Source organism: Tenacibaculum sp. Cn5-46 (assembly GCF_022347705.1).
GTDB lineage: Bacteria > Bacteroidota > Bacteroidia > Flavobacteriales > Flavobacteriaceae > Polaribacter > Polaribacter aiptasiae.
This window is the reverse complement of the sequence record NZ_JAKRGD010000011.1, coordinates 45,282-68,144: the sequence shown is the minus strand read 5'-3', so window position 1 is coordinate 68,144 and position 22,863 is coordinate 45,282. Positions and strand designations below refer to the sequence as shown.

General features: G+C 30.5%; 24 protein-coding genes and 2 tRNA genes. All 26 read left to right on the top strand.

Annotated elements, in window-relative coordinates; genetic code table 11:
* The 26 genes from MHN29_RS18155 to MHN29_RS18030 all read left to right on the top strand — a co-directional run bounded on the left by MHN29_RS18155 (position 1) and on the right by MHN29_RS18030 (position 22,857).
* Positions 1-822, top strand: coding sequence for an energy transducer TonB (locus MHN29_RS18155; protein WP_235276109.1), 822 nt, complete (start codon positions 1-3; stop codon positions 820-822).
* A 65-nt stretch (positions 823-887) separates the two neighbouring features.
* On the top strand, positions 888-2,099 hold the full coding sequence (locus MHN29_RS18150; RefSeq protein ID WP_235276108.1) for a folylpolyglutamate synthase/dihydrofolate synthase family protein: 1,212 nt from the start codon (positions 888-890) through the stop codon (positions 2,097-2,099).
* A 69-nt stretch (positions 2,100-2,168) separates the two neighbouring features.
* Positions 2,169-2,243, top strand: a tRNA-Val gene (locus MHN29_RS18145).
* A gap of 27 nt (positions 2,244-2,270) precedes the next feature.
* Positions 2,271-2,348: transfer RNA gene (locus MHN29_RS18140), tRNA-Val, on the top strand.
* Positions 2,349-2,617: 269 nt separating this feature from the next.
* Positions 2,618-3,739: a GDP-mannose 4,6-dehydratase gene (gene gmd / locus MHN29_RS18135; RefSeq protein WP_150901352.1), complete on the top strand. Its 1,122-nt coding sequence runs from the start codon at positions 2,618-2,620 to the stop codon at positions 3,737-3,739.
* Positions 3,740-3,742: 3 nt separating this feature from the next.
* Positions 3,743-4,675 (top strand): GDP-L-fucose synthase, encoded by a 933-nt coding sequence (locus MHN29_RS18130; RefSeq protein WP_235276107.1) that lies wholly within the window; start codon positions 3,743-3,745, stop codon positions 4,673-4,675.
* Entirely contained in the window at positions 4,662-5,822 is a 1,161-nt protein-coding gene (locus tag MHN29_RS18125) for a DegT/DnrJ/EryC1/StrS aminotransferase family protein (RefSeq protein WP_235276106.1), read from the top strand. The genes MHN29_RS18130 and MHN29_RS18125 overlap by 14 nt, the downstream gene beginning before the upstream one ends.
* A 131-nt stretch (positions 5,823-5,953) precedes the next feature.
* Positions 5,954-7,240, top strand: a complete 1,287-nt coding sequence (locus MHN29_RS18120; RefSeq protein ID WP_235276105.1) for a nucleotide sugar dehydrogenase — start codon at positions 5,954-5,956, stop codon at positions 7,238-7,240.
* Complete coding sequence (locus tag MHN29_RS18115; RefSeq protein WP_235276104.1) at positions 7,240-8,172, top strand: Gfo/Idh/MocA family protein; 933 nt, start codon at positions 7,240-7,242, stop codon at positions 8,170-8,172. Before MHN29_RS18120 ends, MHN29_RS18115 begins: the two co-directional genes overlap by 1 nt.
* A gap of 33 nt (positions 8,173-8,205) precedes the next feature.
* Positions 8,206-8,637 carry an adenylyltransferase/cytidyltransferase family protein gene (locus MHN29_RS18110; protein ID WP_235276103.1) on the top strand — a complete coding sequence of 144 codons (432 nt, stop codon included), beginning with the start codon at positions 8,206-8,208 and terminating at the stop codon, positions 8,635-8,637.
* Positions 8,638-8,640: 3 nt separating this feature from the next.
* Positions 8,641-9,966: a UDP-glucose/GDP-mannose dehydrogenase family protein gene (locus MHN29_RS18105; RefSeq protein WP_235276102.1), complete on the top strand. Its 1,326-nt coding sequence runs from the start codon at positions 8,641-8,643 to the stop codon at positions 9,964-9,966.
* The gene (locus MHN29_RS18100) at positions 9,966-10,979 is read left to right on the top strand and encodes an NAD-dependent epimerase (RefSeq protein ID WP_235276101.1); all 1,014 of its coding nucleotides are present in this window, start codon (positions 9,966-9,968) and stop codon (positions 10,977-10,979) included. The genes MHN29_RS18105 and MHN29_RS18100 overlap by 1 nt, the downstream gene beginning before the upstream one ends.
* Before the next feature lie 5 nt (positions 10,980-10,984).
* A complete protein-coding gene (locus MHN29_RS18095; RefSeq protein ID WP_235276100.1) occupies positions 10,985-11,392 on the top strand; it encodes an FdtA/QdtA family cupin domain-containing protein in 408 nt (135 codons plus the stop codon).
* Entirely contained in the window at positions 11,382-11,801 is a 420-nt protein-coding gene (locus MHN29_RS18090) for an FdtA/QdtA family cupin domain-containing protein (RefSeq protein ID WP_235276099.1), read from the top strand. The genes MHN29_RS18095 and MHN29_RS18090 overlap by 11 nt, the downstream gene beginning before the upstream one ends.
* Positions 11,801-12,622 carry a CoA ester lyase gene (locus MHN29_RS18085; protein WP_235276098.1) on the top strand — a complete coding sequence of 274 codons (822 nt, stop codon included), beginning with the start codon at positions 11,801-11,803 and terminating at the stop codon, positions 12,620-12,622. Before MHN29_RS18090 ends, MHN29_RS18085 begins: the two co-directional genes overlap by 1 nt.
* Positions 12,609-13,067, top strand: coding sequence for a MaoC family dehydratase (locus MHN29_RS18080; protein ID WP_235276097.1), 459 nt, complete (start codon positions 12,609-12,611; stop codon positions 13,065-13,067). The genes MHN29_RS18085 and MHN29_RS18080 overlap by 14 nt, the downstream gene beginning before the upstream one ends.
* Positions 13,067-13,963 carry a CoA ester lyase gene (locus tag MHN29_RS18075; protein ID WP_235276096.1) on the top strand — a complete coding sequence of 299 codons (897 nt, stop codon included), beginning with the start codon at positions 13,067-13,069 and terminating at the stop codon, positions 13,961-13,963. The genes MHN29_RS18080 and MHN29_RS18075 overlap by 1 nt, the downstream gene beginning before the upstream one ends.
* Positions 13,956-14,621, top strand: coding sequence for a hypothetical protein (locus tag MHN29_RS18070; RefSeq protein WP_235276095.1), 666 nt, complete (start codon positions 13,956-13,958; stop codon positions 14,619-14,621). Before MHN29_RS18075 ends, MHN29_RS18070 begins: the two co-directional genes overlap by 8 nt.
* 2 nt (positions 14,622-14,623) lie before the next feature.
* On the top strand, positions 14,624-15,733 hold the full coding sequence (locus MHN29_RS18065) for a DegT/DnrJ/EryC1/StrS aminotransferase family protein (RefSeq protein ID WP_235276094.1): 1,110 nt from the start codon (positions 14,624-14,626) through the stop codon (positions 15,731-15,733).
* Between the two features lie 2 nt (positions 15,734-15,735).
* A complete protein-coding gene (locus MHN29_RS18060; RefSeq protein ID WP_235276093.1) occupies positions 15,736-16,317 on the top strand; it encodes an acyltransferase in 582 nt (193 codons plus the stop codon).
* Complete coding sequence (locus MHN29_RS18055) at positions 16,317-17,603, top strand: O-antigen translocase (protein WP_235276092.1); 1,287 nt, start codon at positions 16,317-16,319, stop codon at positions 17,601-17,603. Before MHN29_RS18060 ends, MHN29_RS18055 begins: the two co-directional genes overlap by 1 nt.
* A 10-nt stretch (positions 17,604-17,613) precedes the next feature.
* Entirely contained in the window at positions 17,614-18,681 is a 1,068-nt protein-coding gene (locus tag MHN29_RS18050; protein ID WP_235276091.1) for a hypothetical protein, read from the top strand.
* Positions 18,669-19,706 (top strand): glycosyltransferase, encoded by a 1,038-nt coding sequence (locus MHN29_RS18045; RefSeq protein ID WP_235276090.1) that lies wholly within the window; start codon positions 18,669-18,671, stop codon positions 19,704-19,706. Before MHN29_RS18050 ends, MHN29_RS18045 begins: the two co-directional genes overlap by 13 nt.
* Before the next feature lie 69 nt (positions 19,707-19,775).
* Complete coding sequence (locus tag MHN29_RS18040) at positions 19,776-20,861, top strand: EpsG family protein (RefSeq protein ID WP_235276277.1); 1,086 nt, start codon at positions 19,776-19,778, stop codon at positions 20,859-20,861.
* 24 nt (positions 20,862-20,885) lie between these two features.
* Positions 20,886-22,175, top strand: coding sequence for a glycosyltransferase family 4 protein (locus MHN29_RS18035; protein WP_235276088.1), 1,290 nt, complete (start codon positions 20,886-20,888; stop codon positions 22,173-22,175).
* Complete coding sequence (locus MHN29_RS18030; RefSeq protein WP_235276087.1) at positions 22,156-22,857, top strand: acyltransferase; 702 nt, start codon at positions 22,156-22,158, stop codon at positions 22,855-22,857. Before MHN29_RS18035 ends, MHN29_RS18030 begins: the two co-directional genes overlap by 20 nt.
* Positions 22,858-22,863: the final 6 nt, after the last annotated feature.

The following is a 22,863-nucleotide window of genomic DNA, read 5'->3' as shown; positions in this document are numbered from 1 at the left end:
ATGTCAATTTTAGATACACAACATAAACGTAAATCAGCAGTAATAACAGCAATTATTCTGTTGCTTTTATTATTTGGAATATTCAATTACGGGATGAAGTATCTTGATCCTCCTATTGAGTATGGAGTAGCAATTAATTTTGGAAACTCAGATGTTGGTAGTGGAGAGCCAGTTGAAAAAACAAAATCACAATCAGTACCTGAAGAACAGCAAGAAGAAGTTGTAGAAGAGGTGCAAGAAGTACAGGAAGAAGCAATTCAGGAAGAAGTAATTACTGATGATACAGCTGATGATGTTCCAGTGGTGGAGAAGATAGAAGAAAAAAAAGAAGAGGTAAAAGAAACTCCTAAAGAGGAAAAGCCTAAAGAAAAACCAAAACCAAAGCCTTCAAAAGAAGCAACAGATGCTTTAAATAGTTTGTTGAATGGGACATCAAAAGATGGAGCAGATAAAGGAGAAGGAGATGATAATGAGGCTGGTGTAAAAGGTAAAGAGAATGGTGATCCTAGCTCTAATAAATATTATGGAGGAGGCGGTAGTGGTTCTGGAGGTAATTATAACTTAGCAGGAAGAAAGGCATTATCCAAACCTATAAAAAAACCAGAGTGCCAAGAGGAAGGAACAGTGGTTGTGAGTATAGAAGTAGATCAAAATGGTAAGGTGATTAAAGCAGTACCTGGAGTAAAAGGATCAACTAACACAGCGCCATGTTTATTAAAACCTGCTAAAGAAGCGGCTTTAAGAACAAAATGGAATGCAGATGGTAAAGCACCATCAAAACAAAGAGGAACAATAATCTACAGGTTCTCTTTGTCTCAATAATAACTTTACATCAAAAATAATTTCATCTCACAATACTGAAAATAGAGATGTTATAAATAATAGATATGACATATCAAGAAACCTTAGATTGGATGTTTGCACAATTGCCAATGTATCAACGTCAAGGTAAAACAGCTTTTAAAAAAGACTTAACAAATATTGTAGCTTTAAGTAAAGAGTTAGAAGCCCCAGAAAAAAAGTTCAAGACAATTCATGTAGGAGGAACAAACGGAAAAGGTTCAACAAGTCATATGATAGCTTCTGTATTACAAGAAGCAGGATACAAAGTAGGATTATACACATCTCCGCATTTAAAGAACTTTACAGAACGTATTAGAATAAATGGTAAAGAAATTCTAAAGGAAAGTGTTGTAGATTTTATAACAACCAATAAAGAGTTTTTAGAAAAGCAACAGTTATCTTTTTTTGAAATGACAGTAGGAATGGCATTTGATTACTTTGCAAAAGAAGAGGTAGATGTAGCGGTTATTGAAGTTGGATTAGGAGGAAGATTAGATTCAACAAATATTATAAAGCCAGAAGTGTCGGTAATAACTAATATAGGATTAGATCATACTCAGTTTTTAGGAGAAACACTACCAGAGATAGCATTTGAAAAAGCAGGAATTATAAAAAATGAAATACCAGTAGTTATAGGAGAAAGGCAAGAAGAAGTTGTAGAGGTATTTAAAAAGAAAGCTAAAGGATGTAATTCTGAAATTTTATTTGCTTCAGAAGAAGAAGAAAATAAGTTTAAAACAGATTTACTAGGAGAATACCAATTGAAAAATGTAAAAACGGCAGTTTTAGCAGTAAAACAATTAAAAAACTTTATTGTTTCTGAAAACAATATAAAACAAGGGCTTTTAAAGGTAGCTAAAAACACAAGTTTAAAAGGACGTTGGCAAATATTACAAGAAAATCCTAAAGTAATTTGTGACACAGCTCATAATAAAGAAGGGTTAATTTATACATTAAAGCAACTTCAAAAAGAAAATTATAAAAATTTGCATATTGTTTTAGGTGTGGTTTCTGATAAAAAAATAGAAGAAATATTAAGATTGTTTCCTCAAAAAGCGACTTATTATTTTTGTAAACCAAATATTCCACGAGGAATGTCAGAAATTTTTTTAAAAGAGCAGGCGAATGCATGTAATTTGGAAGGGGAAGCTTTTTATTCTGTAAATCAGGCTTTTGAAAAAGCAAAAATGAACTCAGGAAGAGAAGATGTTGTTTATATTGGAGGGAGTACGTTTGTTGTTGCAGAAATTTTATAAAAAAAAGTGAAAAAAGTTATTGCAGATATCTAAAAGAGTTATATATTTGCACCCGCAATTAGCAATTAAGGGCGCGTAGCTCAGTTGGTTCAGAGCACTTGGTTTACACCCAAGGGGTCAGGGGTTCGAATCCCTTCGCGCCCACAACTCTTAAGAAGTTAATTGCAAAACGGGCGCGTAGCTCAGTTGGTTCAGAGCACTTGGTTTACACCCAAGGGGTCAGGGGTTCGAATCCCTTCGCGCCCACCAAAAGTCTTCATCTTTTTAGATGGAGACTTTTTTATTTTATGATATTTTGTTAATGATGTTTTTTGTAATTTCGTAAGCTATTCTATTAAGATGTGAAGTTGTTGAGAAGAGAACTTTAAACTTAGGTGTAAAGTATGTTTGATGGTGAGAGATTATAAGGATAGGTTGTATGAAGTTGATGTGATTAATTTATAAGATAAAAGCATCAATAAATTAAGAAATAAATATAATAAAGGTAACGAAGTGGTTGCTTAATTTAATAAACGATTATGAGTACTAGAAAAGTAGCGTTAATTACGGGTGTAACAGGTCAGGATGGAGCTTATTTGAGTGAGTTTTTATTGAAGAAAGGATATGTGGTCCACGGATTGAAAAGAAGAACATCTTTGTTTAATACAGATAGAGTAGATCATATATATCAGGATCCTCATGTAGAAGATAGAAATTTCTTTTTACATTATGGTGATATGACTGATAGTACAAATATTATTCGTTTAATTCAGGAGATTCAGCCAGATGAAATATATAATTTGGCAGCAATGAGTCATGTTCATGTTTCATTTGAAATACCAGAATATACAGGTAATGCTGATGGCCTTGGAACTTTGCGTATTTTGGATGCTGTTAGATTATTAGGGTTAGAAAAGAAAACAAAAATATATCAAGCATCAACATCAGAGCTTTACGGAAAGGTTCAAGAGGTGCCTCAATCGGAAACTACACCTTTTTATCCTAGAAGTCCTTATGCTGTTGCAAAAATGTATGCGTATTGGATAACGGTAAATTATAGAGAGGCATATGGTATGTATGCATGTAATGGTATTTTATTTAATCATGAATCGCCAATTAGAGGGGAAACATTTGTTACAAGAAAAATAACTAGAGCAACTTCTAGAATAGCTTTAGGGTTACAAGATAAGTTTTACTTAGGGAATTTAGATGCTCAAAGAGACTGGGGACATGCAAAAGATTATGTACGGATGATGTGGATGATATTACAAGCAGATGAACCAGAAGATTGGGTAATTGCAACAGGTAAAACAACAACAGTACGTGATTTTGTTAAAATGAGTTTTAATGAAGCTGGAATTGAATTAGAGTTTAAAGGAACTGGTGTTGATGAGAAAGCTTATGTAAAAGCTTGTAATAATCCGAAGTATCAAGTAGAAATAGGTAAAGAAGTTTTATCGGTAGATCCAAAATACTTCAGGCCAACTGAGGTAGACTTATTAATTGGTGATCCAACCAAGGCTAAAGAAAAATTAGGTTGGGAATTAGAATATGATTTACCTGCTTTAGTAAAAGATATGATGCAAAGTGACCTTAAATTGATGACCAAAGATCAATACTTAAAGCAAGGAGGATACTACACAAATAATTATTTCGAGTAGAAGATGAAAATATTATTAACAGGAGCATCAGGTATGGTGGGGAAGAATATTTTAGAGTATTCTGAAGCTTCAAAACATCAGTTTTTAACTCCAACAAGTCAAGAGTTAGATTTATTGGATTATAACTCGGTGTGTAATTATATAAAAGATAATCAGCCAGAATTTATTATTCATGCTGCAGGGAAAGTAGGAGGGATTCAAGCTAATATAGCTGAACCAGTGAGTTTTTTAGTAGACAATATTGATATGGGAAGAAATATAATAATGGCTGCTAAAAATAATGGGGTGAAAAACTTACTGAACTTAGGAAGTTCGTGTATGTATCCAAGAGATGCAAAGAACCCATTGTCTGAAGATCTTATTTTGAAAGGAGAGTTAGAACCTACAAATGAAGGATATGCTATAGCGAAAGTAATGTCTACTAGATTGTGTGAATACATAATGAAAGAAGATAAAACAAAAAACTATAAAACAGTAATTCCTTGTAATTTATACGGTAAATATGATAAGTTTAGTCCTAAGAATTCTCATATGATACCGGCGGTTATTAGAAAAATTTATGATGCTGCATTAGCAAATCAGCAAGAGATAGATATTTGGGGAGACGGATTGGCTAGAAGAGAGTTTATGTATGCAGAAGATTTAGCAGATTTTATTTTTTATGCTATTAATAAGTTTGATACAATGCCACAAAATATAAATGTGGGATTAGGTCATGATTATACTATTAATGAGTATTATAAAGAAATAGCTGAAGTAATAGGTTATAAAGGACAATTTGTGCACGATTTAACTAAGCCGGTGGGAATGAAGCAGAAATTAATAGATGATTCAAAACTTATCGAATTTGGTTGGCGTTATAAGACTTCTTTAAAAGAAGGGGTTAAAAAAACATTTGAATATTATAAAAAAGAAGAGTTCAATGAAGCAGTATAAGTTAGCATCCTCTACATGGGATGAAAAAGAATTAGCCGCAATACAATCGGTAATAGATAAAGATATGTACACTATGGGAGATAGTGTGAAGCAATTTGAAAATGATTTTTCAAAGTATTTGGATTCTAAATATTGTGTTATGACAAGTTCTGGGTCTACAGCTAATTTATTAGCAGTAGCCGCTCTTTTTTTTACTAAGAATCCAAAGTTAAAAAGAGGAGATGAAGTTATAGTTCCAGCAGTATCATGGTCTACAACATATTTTCCTTTACAGCAATATGGTTTAAAGTTGAAGTTTGTAGATATTGATTTAGAAACTTTAAATTATGATTTAGAGGCTTTAGAATCTGCAATATCAGATAAAACCAAGATGATAATGGTTGTTAATCTTTTAGGGAATCCAAATGATTTTGATAAGATTAATAGTATTATAGAAGGAAAAGATATTTTCTTGATAGAAGATAATTGTGAGTCAATGGGGGCTACTTATAAAGATAAGCAAGCAGGTACTTTTGGTGTAATGGGAACTTTTTCTACGTTTTTCTCGCATCATATGGCTACGATGGAAGGTGGTTTTGTAACAACAGATGATGAGGAATTGTATCATATATTATTATCGATAAGAGCCCACGGTTGGACAAGAAATTTACCTAAAAACAATTTAGTGTCTAATAAAAGCGATGATTGGTTTGAAGAATCGTTTAGGTTTGTGCTTCCTGGATATAATGTAAGGCCACTAGAAATGAGTGGAGCGATAGGGGTTGAACAATTAAAAAAACTACCTTCTTTTATTGAAAACAGGAGAGAAAATGCAAGTTTCTTTGTTGAGTTGTTTAAAGATCATAAAGATTTTATAATACAAAAAGAGATAAGTAAAAGTTCTTGGTTTGGGTTTTCATTAATAATTAAGCCAGAGTCAAATTTGAGTAGAAAAGAAGTGGTGGCAAAGTTGTTTGATAACGGAATAGAATGTAGACCAATTGTTACGGGAGACTTTACACAAAATGAGGTAATGAAGTATTTTGATTATGAAATTCATGGAGAATTAAAAAATGCAAAGTATTTACATGAGAATGGTTTATTTGTAGGAAATCAACAAGTTTTGATTAAAGAAGAGATTCAATATTTGTTTGATGTTTTGAAATAATGTAAATTAAAAAATATGAAAAAGTCTTTATCTATTTATGATAAAGACTTTTTTGTTTTGTAACAATTAGTTAATAATGTTTTTTGTAATTTCGTAAGCTATTTTATAAGGTATTTAGTTAGGAGTAAGAGATGAGTGCACCAAAGATTGCAATTATTGGATTAGGTTATGTCGGTTTGCCATTGGCAAGGTTATTTGCAGAAAAATATTCTGTAGTAGGTTTTGATATAAAGGCAAAAAGAGTTGAGGAATTAAGATTAGGTATAGATGTAACATTAGAGGTAGATAATAATTTGCTAAAATCTGTACTAGTATCAAACAATTCAGAAAGAAAGAAAGGTTTGTTTGTTACTACAGATGAAAAAGACATTGAAAGTTGTGATTTTTATATAGTAACTGTTCCAACATCAGTAGATAAAAATAACCAGCCTATTTTAACCCCTCTTATAAGTTCGAGTAAAACAATTGGTAATGTTTTGAGTAAAGGAGATGTTGTTATTTATGAGTCAACTGTATATCCTGGTGCTACTGAAGAAGATTGTGTGCCTGTATTGGAGAGTGTTTCAGGTCTCGAATTTAATAAAGATTTTTATGTAGGGTATTCACCAGAAAGAATAAGTCCTGGAGATAAAATTAGAACTGTAGAGAATATTTTAAAAGTAACTTCAGGTTCTACTCAAGAAACAGCATTGAAAGTTGATAACTTGTATAAGTCAGTTATTAATGCAGGAACACATATGGCTTCATCAATAAAAGTAGCAGAAGCTTCTAAAATTATAGAAAACTGCCAAAGAGATATAAATATAGCTTTTGTTAATGAGCTTGCTAAGATTTTCAATTTAATGAACATTAATACAAGTGAAGTGTTGGAGGCAGCAGCTACAAAATGGAATTTTTTACCATTCAAACCAGGATTAGTAGGAGGACATTGTATTGGAGTTGATCCATTTTATTTAGCTCAAAAAGCGCAACAGTTTGGTTATTATCCAGAAATAATACTATCCGGAAGAAGATTAAATGATAGTATGGGGAGCCATGTAGCTTCAGAAGTTGTAAAATTGATGATTTCGGAAGATGTAAAAGTGAAAAATGCAGAGGTTTTAATTTTGGGAATTACTTTTAAAGAAAATTGTCCAGATATAAGAAATACCAAAGTGATTGATGTGTGTCATGCACTTAAAGATTATGGTGTAAATGTAAATGTTTATGACCCATGGGCTAAAAAAGAAGAAGTGCAAATAGAATATGATCTTCAATTAGAAGAAGATCTTTATGGAGAAAAGTATGATGTAGTTGTTTTAGCAGTATCTCATAATGAATTTAAAGAAATAGATTTAGAAAGACTGAAAAAAAGAGATGCCGTAGTTTATGATGTAAAAGGTTTTTTATCTCAGGAATTAATAGATAGAACTTTGTAATGAAAAATTTTGCTTTAATAGGGGTTGCAGGTTATATAGCTCCACGTCATTTAAAGGCGATAAAAGATACAGGAAATGATTTAATAGCGGCGCTTGATAAATTTGATAGTGTTGGAGTTATGGATAGCTACTTTCCAAATGCTGATTTTTTTGTTGAGTTTGAGAGATTTGATCGTCATATTGAAAAAATAAAACGTCAACAAGATATTCAATTAGATTATGTGAGTATTTGTACACCAAATTACTTACATGATTCTCATATAAGAATGGCTTTGAGAAGAGGTGCTGATGCTATTTGTGAAAAACCATTGGTTTTAAATCCATGGAATGTTGATGCGTTACAAGCAATAGAAGCTGAATCAGGAAATAAAATCAACACAATTCTTCAATTGCGTTTGCATCCAAGTATTATTGCTTTAAAAAATAAAGTAGATAGTGAAGTTAAGAAAGAGAAATATGATGTTGATTTAACATATATTACTTCACGTGGTAATTGGTATGATGTATCTTGGAAAGGTGACCAAAGTAAATCAGGGGGGGTAGCTACTAATATTGGTATTCATTTTTATGATATGTTATCTTGGGTTTTTGGAGAGGTGCAAGAAAATATAGTACATCTTAGAGAAAAAGATAAAGCAGCTGGGTATTTAGAGTTTGAAAAAGCAAGAGTACGTTGGTTTTTATCTATAGATGAAAGTTCACTTCCGAAAGAAATAAAAGAAAAAGGGCAAAGAACATATCGTTCAATCACTGTAAATGGAGAGGAGATAGAATTTAGCGGAGGTTTTACAGAATTGCATACACATAGTTATAGAGAAATTTTGAAAGGAAATGGTTTTGGTTTGATTGATGCAAAACCTTCTATTCAAATAGTACATGATATAAGAAATAAGGGATTGGTGAAATTAGGAGAAAAACATTTTCTATTATAAAAGAATCAATATATTTGCAAATAAAAAAGGGGAATGAAAATAGGAATCACTTTTAGTGCCTTCGATTTACTTCATGCTGGGCACATTAAAATGTTAGAAGATGCAAAACGCCAATGCGATTACTTAATTTGTGGATTGCAAACAGATCCAACCATAGATAGGCCTGAAAAAAACCATCCAGTTCAGTCAGTTGTAGAAAGATACATTCAATTGAAAGGTTGTAAATATGTAGATGAAATTGTTCCTTATGCTACAGAACAGGATTTAGAAGATATTTTACGTTCTTTTAAAGTTGATGTTCGTGTAATAGGAGAAGAATATGCAAACAAGCAATTTACAGGAAGGGATTATTGTGAAAAAACTGGAGTGAAGTTGTATTTTAATAAAAGAGAACACCGCTTTTCAAGTAGTGGTTTGCGAAAAGAAGTACATGATAAAGAAAGTTTAAAAATTAAAGGTAAATAATAAATGAATATAGCAGTTATAGGAACAGGCTATGTAGGGTTAGTATCTGGAACATGTTTTTCAGAAATGGGAAATAAAGTTACTTGCGTAGATATTGATCAAGAAAAAATAGATAAATTACATAAGGGAATAATCCCTATTTATGAACCAGGTTTAGAAAAAATGGTTCTAAAAAATGTAAAGAATAAAAATTTATTATTTACAACAAAGTTAGAAGAAGCAATAGAAGAAACAGATATAGTTTTTATAGCAGTGGGGACACCTATGGGCGAAGATGGATCAGCTGATTTACAATATGTTTTATCAGTAGCTAAAGAGATTGGGCAAAAAATGAATCGTCGATTGGTCGTAGTAGATAAGTCGACAGTTCCAGTAGGAACTGCTGATAAAGTAAAAGAAACAATATTAGAGGAATTAAAGCTAAGAAATGTAGAGTTAAAATTTGATGTTGTTTCTAATCCTGAGTTTTTAAAAGAAGGTGATGCAATAAATGATTTTATGAAACCAGATAGAGTGGTGATAGGAGCTGAGTCTGATTATGCATTTGATAAAATGAGAGAGTTGTATTCACCGTTTACAATGTCTAGAGAGCGATTTATAGGTATGGACATACGTTCTGCTGAAATGACTAAATATGCAGCTAATGCGATGTTAGCAACTAAAATTTCATTTATGAATGAGATGGCTAATATTTGCGAGCGAGTAGGAGCAGATATAAATAATGTACGTATAGGTATTGGGTCAGACTCTAGAATTGGTTACAGTTTTATATATCCTGGAGCAGGTTATGGAGGTTCTTGTTTTCCTAAAGATGTGAAAGCGTTAAAAAAGATTGCAGAGGAACATAATTATAAAGCACAATTAATAGAATCTGTTGAACTTGTCAATAATCGTCAAAAATACGTAATAGCAGATAAAGTTGTTAAAAGGTTTGGTGAGGATTTAGCGGGGAAAGTATTTGGACTTTGGGGATTAGCATTTAAACCAGGAACTGATGATATGCGTGAAGCACCTGCTATTTATGTTGTTAAAGAGTTGATTAAAAGAGGAGCAAAAGTTCAAGCGTATGATCCAAAAGCAATAGAAGAAGCGAAACATTTTTATTTAAAAGATATATCTGGAATTTCTTATGCAAATTCTAAGTATGAAGTGCTTCGAGGAGCTAATGCTTTGATTTTATTGACTGAATGGAAAGAATTCCGTTCTCCAGATTTTGAAGAAATTAAAAATCAGTTAGTTGAACCGATAATTTTTGATGGAAGAAATCAATATATAGCGTATAATTTAGTAGAAAAAGGAATTGAATATTACAGAATAGGAAAGGAATAATGAAGGTTTTAATTACAGGTGCCGCAGGTTTTATAGGTTTTCATTTATGTAAACAGTTATTGGAAGAAGGTGTTGAAATTGTAGGTGTTGATAATATTAACGATTATTATGATGTTAACCTTAAATATGATCGCCTAAATGAATTAGGAATAAAAAGAGAGGATGCTGAGGTATTTTATAAAAAAAATAGAAGTACTCTTTTTATAGATTTAAAGTTTATAAGATTAAACCTAGAAGATAAAGAAGAGTTGTTTTCTTTATTTAGGAATGAAGAGTTTGATGTGGTATGTAATTTGGCTGCTCAAGCAGGAGTTCGTTATAGCATTGAAAACCCAGATGTTTATGTTCAAAGTAATATAGTTGGTTTTTTAAATATATTAGAAGCTTGTAGAAGTTTTTCTATTAAACACTTAGTATATGCAAGCAGTTCTAGTGTATATGGTACAAATATAAAAATTCCTTTTGAAGAAAAGGATAGAGTAGATACTCCAGTTAGTTTATATGCTGCAACTAAAAAAAGTAATGAGTTGATGGCTCATACGTATAGTCATTTGTATAATATGCCTACTACTGGATTACGTTTTTTTACAGTATATGGACCTTGGGGAAGGCCGGATATGGCTCCGATATTATTTGCCAATGCTCTAACTAGTAACCGTTCTATTAGGGTTTTTAATAATGGAGACATGGAAAGAGACTTTACCTTTATAGATGATATTATAGAAGGTGTAAGAAGGATTTTGGTGTCAGAACCTAGAGAGATTGACCTGTACAAGATTTATAATATAGGGAATAGTAGTTCGGTTAAATTAATGGATTTTATTGAACAGTTGGAAATTAATTTTGATAAAATAGCTGAGAAGAATTTTTTACCTATGCAACCAGGGGATGTTAGGAAAACTTGGGCAAATGTAGACGAGTTAATTAAAGATTATAATTATAAGCCAGAGATTAAAATAAATGAAGGAGTTAAAAAGTTCATTGATTGGTATAAAAATTATTATAAGGTATAATTGAGATGGAGAAAGTAGAAATATTACAATTGCCTAAGATTTTAGATGAAAGAGGAAATCTAAGTTTTCTTGAGTCTAATTCCCATGTTCCATTTGAAATTAAAAGAACCTTTTGGATTTATGATGTACCAGGTGGAGAAATTAGAGGAGGTCATGCTTTTAAAGAACAAAAGGAATTTATTATTGTATTATCAGGAAGTCTTGATGTAATAGTTTTTGATGGAGAAAAGGAACAAAAGTTTTCATTAAATAGATCATACTACGGTTTATATGTACCAAGTGGTGTTTGGAGACACATGGAAAATTTTGCTACAAATACGTTAGCATTAGTTATATCAAGTACAAGTTATGATGAGAATGATTACATCAGAGATAAAGATGAGTATTTAAAAATGAAGGGAAATGAAAGTTAATATATCTATATCTGATTGTAAGTTAATTGATTTACCACGCGTAAAGAGTAGATCCGGAAATATAACACCAGTTGAGAACAATAAAGAAATACCTTTTGATATTAAAAGGGTATTTTATTTATACGATATACCAGGAGGTGAAAGTAGAGGTGCACATGCGCATATTGACTGTCATCAGTTTTTAATCGCAGCTTCAGGAAGTTTTGAGGTGAAGCTAGATGATGGAAAAGAGCAAAGAATTGTTCAATTAAATCAACCATACAAAGGATTACATATTCCACCTGGAATTTGGGCTTCAGAAATCAATTTCTCATCAGGAGCCATTTGTTTAGTTTTAGCGTCACATTTTTATGACGAGCAAGATTACCTAAGGAATTATGACGATTTCCTTAAATTTAGAGAAAAATAATGAAGTCATATTTTTTCATACCAGGAAATCATCCAAAATTAGAGGAGAAATTAATTTCTATAAAAGCTGATACGCTGATTATAGATTTAGAAGATTCTGTTGGAGAAGATGAGGTTGTTAATGTTCTTGAGAAAATTGAAACAATAGAGAATAAAGCAATCTTCGTAAGGCCAAGGTTATTCAAAGAAGATGTGTTTTTAGAAAAGACTTTGAAAGATCTGTTGAAGTTTGGCTTTAGGAATTTTATTATTCCAAAATTTGAAACAATTGATGATTTACTTAAAGTTAAAAATACTTTAAGTGATTTATCAATTACGGATGAAAAGATAATTTTACTTATAGAAAATCCAAAAGCTTATCATTTTTTAAAAGAATTAATACTTCAAACAAAATTAAATCTGGTAGGTTTAGCTTTTGGGAGTCAGGATTATTGCAATGAAACTGGGTTAAAGCATGATTTAGATTTATTAACCGTACCAAGATTTAATATTTCTAGTATGGCAAAAGCTTTTAACCTAACTGCTATTGATATTGCCTGTATGGATGTAAAGAATGATGAGGTTTTTCTAAAGGAGTTGGAATTAGCGAGTGATATGGGATTTGAAGCTAAATTTGCAATTCATCCACGTCAATTAAATCTAATCAAAAATCATAAAATATATTCTGATCTTGAGATAGAAGAAGCCCAAGAAATCATAGATGAATTTGAACGTTTAAATCAACCATCTGTTTTTGTGTTCAATGGAAAAGCAGTTGAACCACCACATATACAAGAGTATTTAAAAATATTAAATTGGAAAACTAATCATGGAAGCGAGTAAATTAGGGAATTATTTCGAAGATTTTAAAGTAGGGGAAACTATAAATCATACACTTTCCAAAACAATTTTTGAGAGTGATAATAATTTTTTTAGTCTTCTAACAATGAATCATCATCCGATTCATACAAATAGTGATTACGCAGAAAAAAACCAACATGCAAAAGTATTAGTAGTTGGTACATTAGTATTTAGTGTTGTTGTAGGTATGACAGTACCAGATATAAGTGGGAAAGCTGTTGCTAATTTAGAATATGAAAGTGTTAACCATCTTGGACCAGTTTTTATTAATGATACTATTTACGCAAGTACAACGATACTTGAAAAACGAGAATCAAAGAGTAAGAATGATAGAGGTATTGTTTATGTTGAAACAGTAGCTGTGAATCAGCATGGTGAGAAAATATTAAGCTTTAGAAGAAGAGTATTAATTAAAAAGAAAATCTAATGAGCAATATATTATTACGCAGTTTAATGTTCGTTCCAGGGCATAATGAAAAATTACTGGAAAGCGCATCAAGATCAGATGCAGATGTATTATTGTTAGATATTGAAGATTCTGTTCAGCCAATTTCAAATAAACAAATTGCACGAGATAGAATAGTTGAAAGGATCAACAATGGAGTCTTTAAGGACCACATGGTTTTTCCTAGAATTAATGATAGGGAGAGTGGACAACTGCTTAAAGATTTAATGCAACTTTCTATTGAAGGAGTAGATGGTTTCATGTATCCGAAATCTTATACTGGAGAAGACGTTTATTTTATTGATAAATTATTGGATACAATCGAGTACGAAAAAGGATTTCCGAAAGGAAAATTTAAACTAATTCCTTTAATAGAAACTTCAGCTGCAGTATTGAATGCTCAAGATATTTGTAAAGCATCTGATAGAGTAATTGCTATTGCCTACGGAAGTGAGGATTTTATTAGTGATTTAGAAGGAATACACGATAGAGAGCACCAAAGTTTATTTACTCCACGAGCTATAATTGCAATGGCGGCAAGAGCTAATAACGTAATACCTATTGATACAGTTCATATTAATGTGCACGACATGGAAGATTTAGAATATAACTTGAAACTTTCTAAAAACTTAGGTTTTGAAGGAATGTTAGTTCTTAATCCGAAAGAGTTACCATTAGTACATAGCTATTTTTCTCCTTCAAAAAGAGAGACTGAAAACGCTGAAGAAATGCTTAGGTTATATGAGAAGGCTAAAATAGATGGAAAAGGAGTAGCTTTAATGAATGGAAAATTCATTGGTCCTCCAATGGTGTTAGCAGCAAAAAAAGTAATAAATAGATCTAACTTAATAAAACAAAAGAATAAGAATAATGAATAAAAAAGTTCTTATAATAGGAGGTGAAGGTAATGGAGGTGTTGTGGCTTCTTGTATTGAAGATAATAGAAATAGATTCAATGATTACGAATGGGAAGTTGCCGGATTTATTAATGATTATGAAATAGGAAAAAAAATTAATGGATATGATGTAGTTGGTGGTACCGATGATATTGAGAAATTCTTAAAAGAGGATTATTACTTTATATATGCTATTCATATGATTGGTAGAAATGTGAAAAGTGAAGAAGTTTTCTTAAAAATGAACATTCCAAAGGAAAGATTTGCAACTGTAGTTCACAAAACTGCCTTTGTTGCTGATAATGCAATATTAGAGCCGGGTGTTTTTATCATGTCTAATTGTTACATTGGACCAGCAGCTAAAATTGGAATATGTTGCTTAATAATGGCTAATTCAATGATTGGTCATAATACAACAGTTGGTCCTTTATGTCATTTTTCTGTGGGTTCAATTACAAGTTCGTATGTTGAAATAGGAAGAGTTTCTGATGTAACGTTAGGAGCTAGAGTTTTAGAGAAAAGAAAGATAGGTAACTATGCTGTGGCAGGAGCAAGTTCATTAGTAACAAGAGATATTCCTGATTACGAAATTCATATAGGAAGTCCTGCTAAGTTTTATAAAAGAGTAAAAGAAGATTAATAATGGTAAAATTTCTTGATATAAAAGCTATTAATCATAGCTTTGAACCTGAGTTATCAAATGTAGTTAAAGAGGTTGTAGAATCTGGTTGGTATTTGTTAGGAAACCAAGTTAAGGCATTCGAAAACGAGTACAAGAATTATATCGGTTCAGATTTTTGTATTGGAGTAGGAAATGGATTGGATGCACTTAGATTAATTTTTAAGGCCTATATTCAAATGGGAGTAATGAAAGAAGGAGATGAAATTCTTGTGCCAGCAAATACTTATATAGCATCTATTTTAGCAATTACCGATAATAACTTAATCCCTGTTCTCGTAGAGCCTAACGAAGTTACTTATAATATCGATTCTTCTAAATTAGAAGAAAAAATAACAGATAGAACTAAGGGAATCATGATTGTCCATTTATATGGGCAAAACGCAATGGTTGCTGACATACAGCAGGTTATCGATAAATATGATCTGAAATTAGTAGAAGATAATGCACAAGCTGCTGGAGCTTATTACGGCGATGTTAGAACAGGAAATCTGGGTGACGCTGCTGGACATAGTTTTTACCCAGGTAAAAACCTTGGTGCTTTAGGTGATGGAGGTGCAGTAACAACAAATGATGAAGAACTTGCAAAAACTATTCGTGCTATCGCAAATTATGGTTCTAACAAGAAATATGTTAATATTTATCAAGGGTTAAATTCTAGGTTAGATGAAATTCAAGCATCGGTTCTTAATCTAAAACTACAAAGGTTGGATGAAGATAATCAACGCAGAATTGAGATTGCTGAATTCTATAATAAAAACATAACCAACTCAAAGTTTGTTTTACCAAATTCAACTGTAATACAAAATGGAAAAACGAATCATGTTTGGCATTTGTATGTGGTTCGAACGGATAATAGAGACGAGGTACAGAAATATTTACTTGAGAATGATATTCAAACACTAATTCATTATCCAATTCCTCCGCATAAGCAACAGGCTTATAGTGATTTAAATCATTTGACTTTTCCTATAACAGAAAGAATTCATGAAGAGGTTTTAAGTTTACCAGTAAGTCCTGTAATGTCTGAAGAGGAAATTAATAAGGTAGTAACGATAATGAACAAAATCTAATTATGATTAGAATTGCGTTCAGAATCGTTTTAAAAATTTATATATTCTTAAAAAGAATGATTTTTAATGTAGCATCTGATATTAATATTATTGGTCAAGATTACATTATTCATCAACCACAATTGAGAACCGGAAAAGGGATAATTAATTGTGGAAAAGGAGTACAGTTTGGTATTCCTTTTCGAAAAGGTTTTTTTGATTCAATAACTTATTTGAATCTAAGAAAAGATACATCAGAATTAACGATTGGTGATAATGTTATAATAAACAATAATTTTAGCGTATCAAGTGCTGGGGGGAAAATAGAAATTGGGAAAAAAACACTAATTGGAAATAACGTTTCAATATTTGACTCGGATTTTCACTCTATAGATCCTAAAAGTAGATTGTCTGATAATTACTCCATAAAAAATGTGAAAATTGGAAGTAATGTTTGGTTGGGCAATGATTGTAAAATTTTAAAGGGAGTTACAATAGGTGAAAATAGTATAGTAGCTATAAATTCCGTAGTAAAAAATGATATTCCAAAAAATTGCATTGCAGCAGGAAATCCTGCTGTGGTTGTAAAATATATTGAAGTTTAATGGGGATTAGTAATTTTATTAGAAATAAAATTTTAAAATCAGAATTTGTCGTTGCGTTATCTACTTCCTTTTTTGCATCGATTATTCAAATGGCTGTAGGTGTTATCATAAACAAAATTTTAGCTATAACAATTGGACCGAATGGGGTGGCTCTAATGGGACAGTTTACTAATTTTAAAGAATTAGTAACTAATATAGCTAATGGTTCTTTCGGTCAAGGTGTTACAAAATATATTGCGGATTCAGAAGTGGAAAACAAAAAAGTATTGGCCACTTCAAACATTTTTACCTTATTTTTTAGTGTGACAATTAGCATAATTGTTATGAGTTTATCGAATAGTTTATCTAATCTTCTATTCGGAACAAATAAATATTATTATGTCTTTATAATTTTCGCTTGTACATTGCCTTTTTTTGCATTCAATAATTTATTATTAGCTACAATCAATGGATTTCGAAATTATAAAATTTTAACTAAGATAAAAGTAACTAATAGTTTAATAGCACTTTTAATCTCAGGTTTTCTTGCATGGTACTTTTTAATTAAAGGAGCTTTAATTGCTCAAGCAATTAATACTTCCGTAATTTTTTTAGTATCAATCCTTATTATTTATAAGATTAAAGGAAATTATTTCTCTTTTGATTTTAAGAAGTATGATAAAAGAGTATTAAATAGCCTTTTAGCCTTTACTTTGATGGCTATAACTTCTACATTATTGAAGCCTTTAGTTCAGATTTTTCTTCGAAGTTACATTATAGCAAATTCTTCTGATTTTTTAGCTGGAATTTGGGAAGGAGTACAAAGGTTGTCAGGTTATTATACACAAATTATTACTGTTGCTTTAGGTGTATATTATTTGCCTAGACTATCCTCTCTTAAGAAAAATGAAGAGTTAAGAAAGGAGTTATTGTTTGGGATGAAAATAATACTACCAGCAACATTTCTTTTGGCGCTTTTTATTTTAATTTTTAAGGATTGGATAATTCTGCTTTTGTTCTCAGAAGAATTTAATATAATGAGTGATTTATTGCCCGCTCAGTTAATAGGAGACTTTTTTATGATTTTTTCATTCATGATTGGTTATTTATTACTGGCTAAAGCAATGACAAAAGAGTTTATAATAATACAAATATCATTAGCAATATTAAGAATAGGGGCAGGGATAATGCTTTTTAATGAGTTAGGTGTTATAGGTTTAATTTATGCGAATTTTATAGTTTATGTAACAAACCTTATAATTCTAACAATTCTTTTTAGAAAAATAATTTTTAAAATTAACATTTAAGAAAATCAAAATGAAAATACTCTTATTTGGGGAATTTAGTGGTTTGCACACAAATTTGAAAAAAGGACTTGAGGAAAATGGACATGAAGTGACCATGGTTTCTTTTGGTGATGATTTTAAGAGTTTAGCTGGAGATATTAATATCAATCCAAATAAATTTAAGAATAAGTATATCAATTTTATAAGTTTTCAATTATCATTATTCTGGTTGTTGAGAAAATTAAAGGGATATGATATGGTTCAACTAGTTGCTATTTCACAATTAGTAATTCCAAGAGGAAGATTTGGACGATATTTCGTGAACATTTTACGAAAAAGGAATAAAAAAATATACCTAAATAGTTGTGGAGATGATATTTTTGTAATACTAGGGTTTATTAAACAAGAATATTCTCCTTTTCAAAATGAAATAAAAGCTGGACTTAACTGGCGATTGTTTCACTTCTGCAAAAAGTCTGAATACTTTAACTCTAAGAGAATTGTAGATTCTCTAGATGGTGTTATAGCTAGTAACTCTACTTACCATAATGCATATCATACTTTTGAAAACTATAAGGGATACATTCCAATGCCTACAATTGTAAGGGAAGACAAAAAGGAAAATATCGTAAAGGATAAGGTTAAAATCTTTTTTGGAATTGGAAGTAGGCGCCCATTAAAAGGAGTGGAATATATTTTGGAAGCGTTAAAGAAGGTTGAAACTGTTTATCCAGAAAAAGTAGATATAACAATTGTAGAAAAAATTCCATACAAAGAATATATTACGCTATTTGATGAATGTAATATTTTTATTGATCAAGCTTGTTCTTATTCTTATGGAATGAATGCTTTATTAGGTCTTGGGAATTCTAAAGTAGTATTAAGCGGTAATGAACCAATTGTAGAGAAACTACTAGGGAATTCTTGTCCTGTTCAAAATATTAAACCTAATAGCGAAGATATATTTAATAAAATCGAACGATTGATAAATAATCAAGAGCTTATTCCTGAAATTGGATCGAAGAGTTACGATTTTGCGAAAGAATTTCATAACTATAATAGTGTAGCAAAAAAATATGAATTAATATGGAATCAGTAACAAGCAAACCTAAAGTAAGTGTAATTGTTCCTATTTACAATGTTGAGAAATATCTAAGAAGATGTTTAGATTCTTTGGTGAATCAAACATTAACAGATATTGAAATTATATTGGTAGATGATGAGTCACCGGATAATAGTAAGGAGATTTATCAGGAGTATATTGCCAAAGATGATCGCATTAAATTAGTTCAAAAGAAAAATGGAGGATTAGGATTTGCTAGAAATTCAGGTCTTGAAATTGCAATAGGAGAGTTTATTGCTTACATCGACTCTGATGATTATGTTGATGTGAACATGTTTAAGAAGTTATATGACACTTCAAAAAAGAATAACCTAGATACAGTGTATTGTGGTTATAATAATTTGGATGATGAATTAAAGGTTCATTCGTTTAGTGAAGTTGATGATTTAACGATTTTTAGTACTGAAGATGAAGTTAATGGAGTGTTATTGGACATGATAGCGTGTAAACCATCTTCTCCATTAGAAAGAAAATATAGAATGTCTGTATGGCATGCTATTTATTCAAGAGATTTAATAGAGAACAATAAAATAAGATTTTGTTCAGAAAGACAGTTTATCTCAGAAGATATTATTTATCATATTGATTATTTGTCTAAAGCAAATAAAATTGCTTTTATTCCAGATTCTTTCTATTACTATTGTTATAATGAAGATTCATTAACCAAAACTTTTAGAGAAGACAGGTTCGAGAAATCGGTAATTTTGCATCAAGAATTACTAAGAAGATTTAAAGTTGAAGGATATAAAGAAAGTGTATATAAAAATAGAGTTGATCGTTTCTTAATTGGTTATGCTCGTTATACAATTGTAAGATTATCGAAGGCGGCAATTAACTATTCAGAGAAACTGAAAATATTAAAAAGAATCTGTAAAGATGATGTTTGGAATTCTATGAAGGATTATCCTGTTCAAGAAATGCCATTCAAACAAAAACTTGTGTTTTATATGATAAAATACAATATGTTGAACTCGTTATTATTTATATCTAAAAATAGATAAAGTAATTTGTAATTTATATCAGCACCAATGCTACAGAGTGTAATAGTTTACGGTTTTTTAACCATTTTCATGATGATATTTTCTAACATTTCTGCCAAGTTTCAGGAGAGAAATGTGAAGTTCTTATTTCAGGTAGAAATATTTTTCTTGATAATGGCTTTTGCTATTATATGTGGTTTACGATATGATGTTGGTGTAGATTACTTCAGTTATTTAGGATCCTACGATGATATAGCCAAATACAATGATAGTAAATCTGTTAAGTTTGAGATAGGATTCAAAAGTATGATGCAGATATTAGCAGCTTTTGAGGCACACTTCTTTTGGTTTTTCTTTATTACTTCTTTAGTCCAAATCTATTTTATTACAAAGGCTTTTGAAACGGAGAAAAGAGTATTGTCATATTTATCATTTGTATTAATGACTGGAGGTATTTACTTTACTTTAATGAATGAAATAAGGCAAGGTATTGTTGTTTGTATATTTTTGTTTGCTACACGATTCATTCTCGAAAGGAATTTAATTAAGTATTTACTTTGTTTTCTTTTATCGTATACAATTCATAAATCTGCGTTAATTTTTATTCCGATTTACTTTATTTTCAGAATAGATAGAGATTTCTTTAAGAGCACTAAAATACAACTCATAGCATTGTTTATGGCGGTAGTGTTAAGTAGTTTTAATGTTTGGACATATTGGTTATCGTATATTGAAAAGATTATTGTTTTCGCTGGTTATGATAATAGATATGGAAGTATTGCAGAACGAATGGCGGTTTTTGAGCATGAATATAGTAAAGGAGCTCGTTATTATTTTCCAGTTTTGATTAATATTATAATCATTTTATATAGTCGTAGAATGAAGAGTTATTTCGAGCCAAAGAAATTTAGACTTTTTTACAACATATATTTTATTGGAGCTTTAACAACCTTTTTGTTTTATAATAACACACTAATGCAAAGACCAGTAAGATTCTTTACATTTTTTCAATTGATAATGACTTCTTATTTGTTTTTGTACTTATGGAAAAATAAACAGAGGAATAAATATAATTTTTTAACTTTTATTTTTTTAGTAATGTTGCACTTGGTAATATTTTACGCTTTTGTCGCGTCCGATCATCATACCATGTACAAATTTTTCTGGGAAAAATAAGGTGTATAATATTAAAGAGAGTAAATGAAAATAGTAATAATTCACTATAGATATTACGAAGCAAGTGGTCCAGAGAGGTATTTGTTCAATATCACAAAACTTTTACAGGATAATGGACATGAAGTAATTCCATTTTCTTTAGATTTTAAAGAAAATAGAAGTAGTGAATATTCAAAGTATTTTGCAAAGCCAGTCGTTGAACATTTCCACGTTGATAAAGCAAAATCTAGTTTGTCATTTTCTGATAAATTAGAAATAATCAAAAATAGCTTTTACAATAATCAGGTATATAATAAACTAACAGAACTTTTAGAGATAGAAAAGCCCGATTTAGCATATGTTTTACAATATGGTAATAAATTATCTACCTCTATTTTTGATGCATGCAAGGAAAAGAATTTACCAGTTGTACTAAGATTAAGTGATTTTAATTTATTGTGCTCAAAAAACATATTCTACCGAGATGGAGAAATTTGTACGCAATGTATCAATAATAAATTTAAGAGTGTAAAACATAAATGTGTACATGGAAGTCTTGCCCAGTCTTTTGTTTACTATTTAACTCAAAAATATAATGAGCTCAGAAAATTTGAGGATAAAATAGATGCCTTTATAACTCCTTCAAAGTTTACTAAAGATACAATTCAAAAATCTAAACAATTTAAGAATTCAAAGTTTTATCACGTACCTACCTTTATTGATAAGTTTCAAGAATTAGCAATAAAGGATAGATCTTACAATACGAATGATATTATTAAGTTTTGCTATGTAGGTCGAATTGCAGAGGATAAAGGAATTGATATCCTTATTGATGCAATTCATAAACTTTCTGATAAAAGCTTGAATATTCAGGTTGATATTTACGGAGATAATAATAATCAATACGCTAGAGAACAGTTAGGAACGGTTAATAGATTAAACCTGAAAAATGTTGAATTTAAAGGTTATGTAAAGGCAAGTACAATTAATGAAGTTTTTGAAAAATATCATTATTCAATAATACCTTCGAAATGGTATGATAATATGCCAAACTCATTAATCGAGAGCAGTATCAACGGTATTCCGGTGATTGTTTCAAATGTAGGAAGTTTAGGTGAGTTAATTAATGAAGGGGAAAATGGTTTTGCTTTTGAACATAATAATTCTCAAAGTTTAGCAGATAAAATTGAATCGTTGTTTTTAGTAAGTGAAGAGAGTTATAATCAACTATCGCAAAACTCATATAATTGGATTAAAGATTATAGCGATAAATCAAAGCATTATAACCGATTAATAAATATATTTGATAACTTAAATGAAAAGTATTCTAAATAAAATAATACATCTTTTAGGAAAGAAAGATTATAAGTTGGATGACAAGCTATCTAGTTATGACTTGTTTCTAATCTTTTGGTCTAAATTTTTTCAAATATTTAGAGGATTACTACTTAAACTACAACTTAAAAAGTCAAAGGGACTTGTCTTTGTAGCGAGAAGAGCAAAGATTAAATTTAAGCATAAAATATCCGTAGGTAAAACTATTTTTATTGGTGATAATGTAGAGATTAATGCACTGTCAGCAAATGGAATTACAATTGGAGATAACTTTTCTATCCATAGAAATTCAATTATTGAATGTACAGGAGTAATTAATGATTTAGGTGAAAGTTTAATAATTGGTAACAATGTAGGAATTGCCCAGAATTGTTTTATTCAGGTACGCGGAGAAGTAACTATAGGAAATAATGTGATTTTTGGCCCTGGAGTTTCTTTATTCTCTGAAAATCATAACTTTGCCGATGTAACTAAATATATAAACGAGCAAGGAGTATCTCGAAAAGGAATTATTATTGAAGACGGTGTTTGGGTAGCAAGTGGAGCAAGAGTTTTAGATGGAGTTACCATTGGAAAAAATAGCGTAGTTGCTGCTGGAGCCGTAGTAACTAAAGACGTACCACCATATTCAATAGTAGGTGGGATACCAGCAAAAATAATTAAAAACAGAAACGACGAATAAACAATA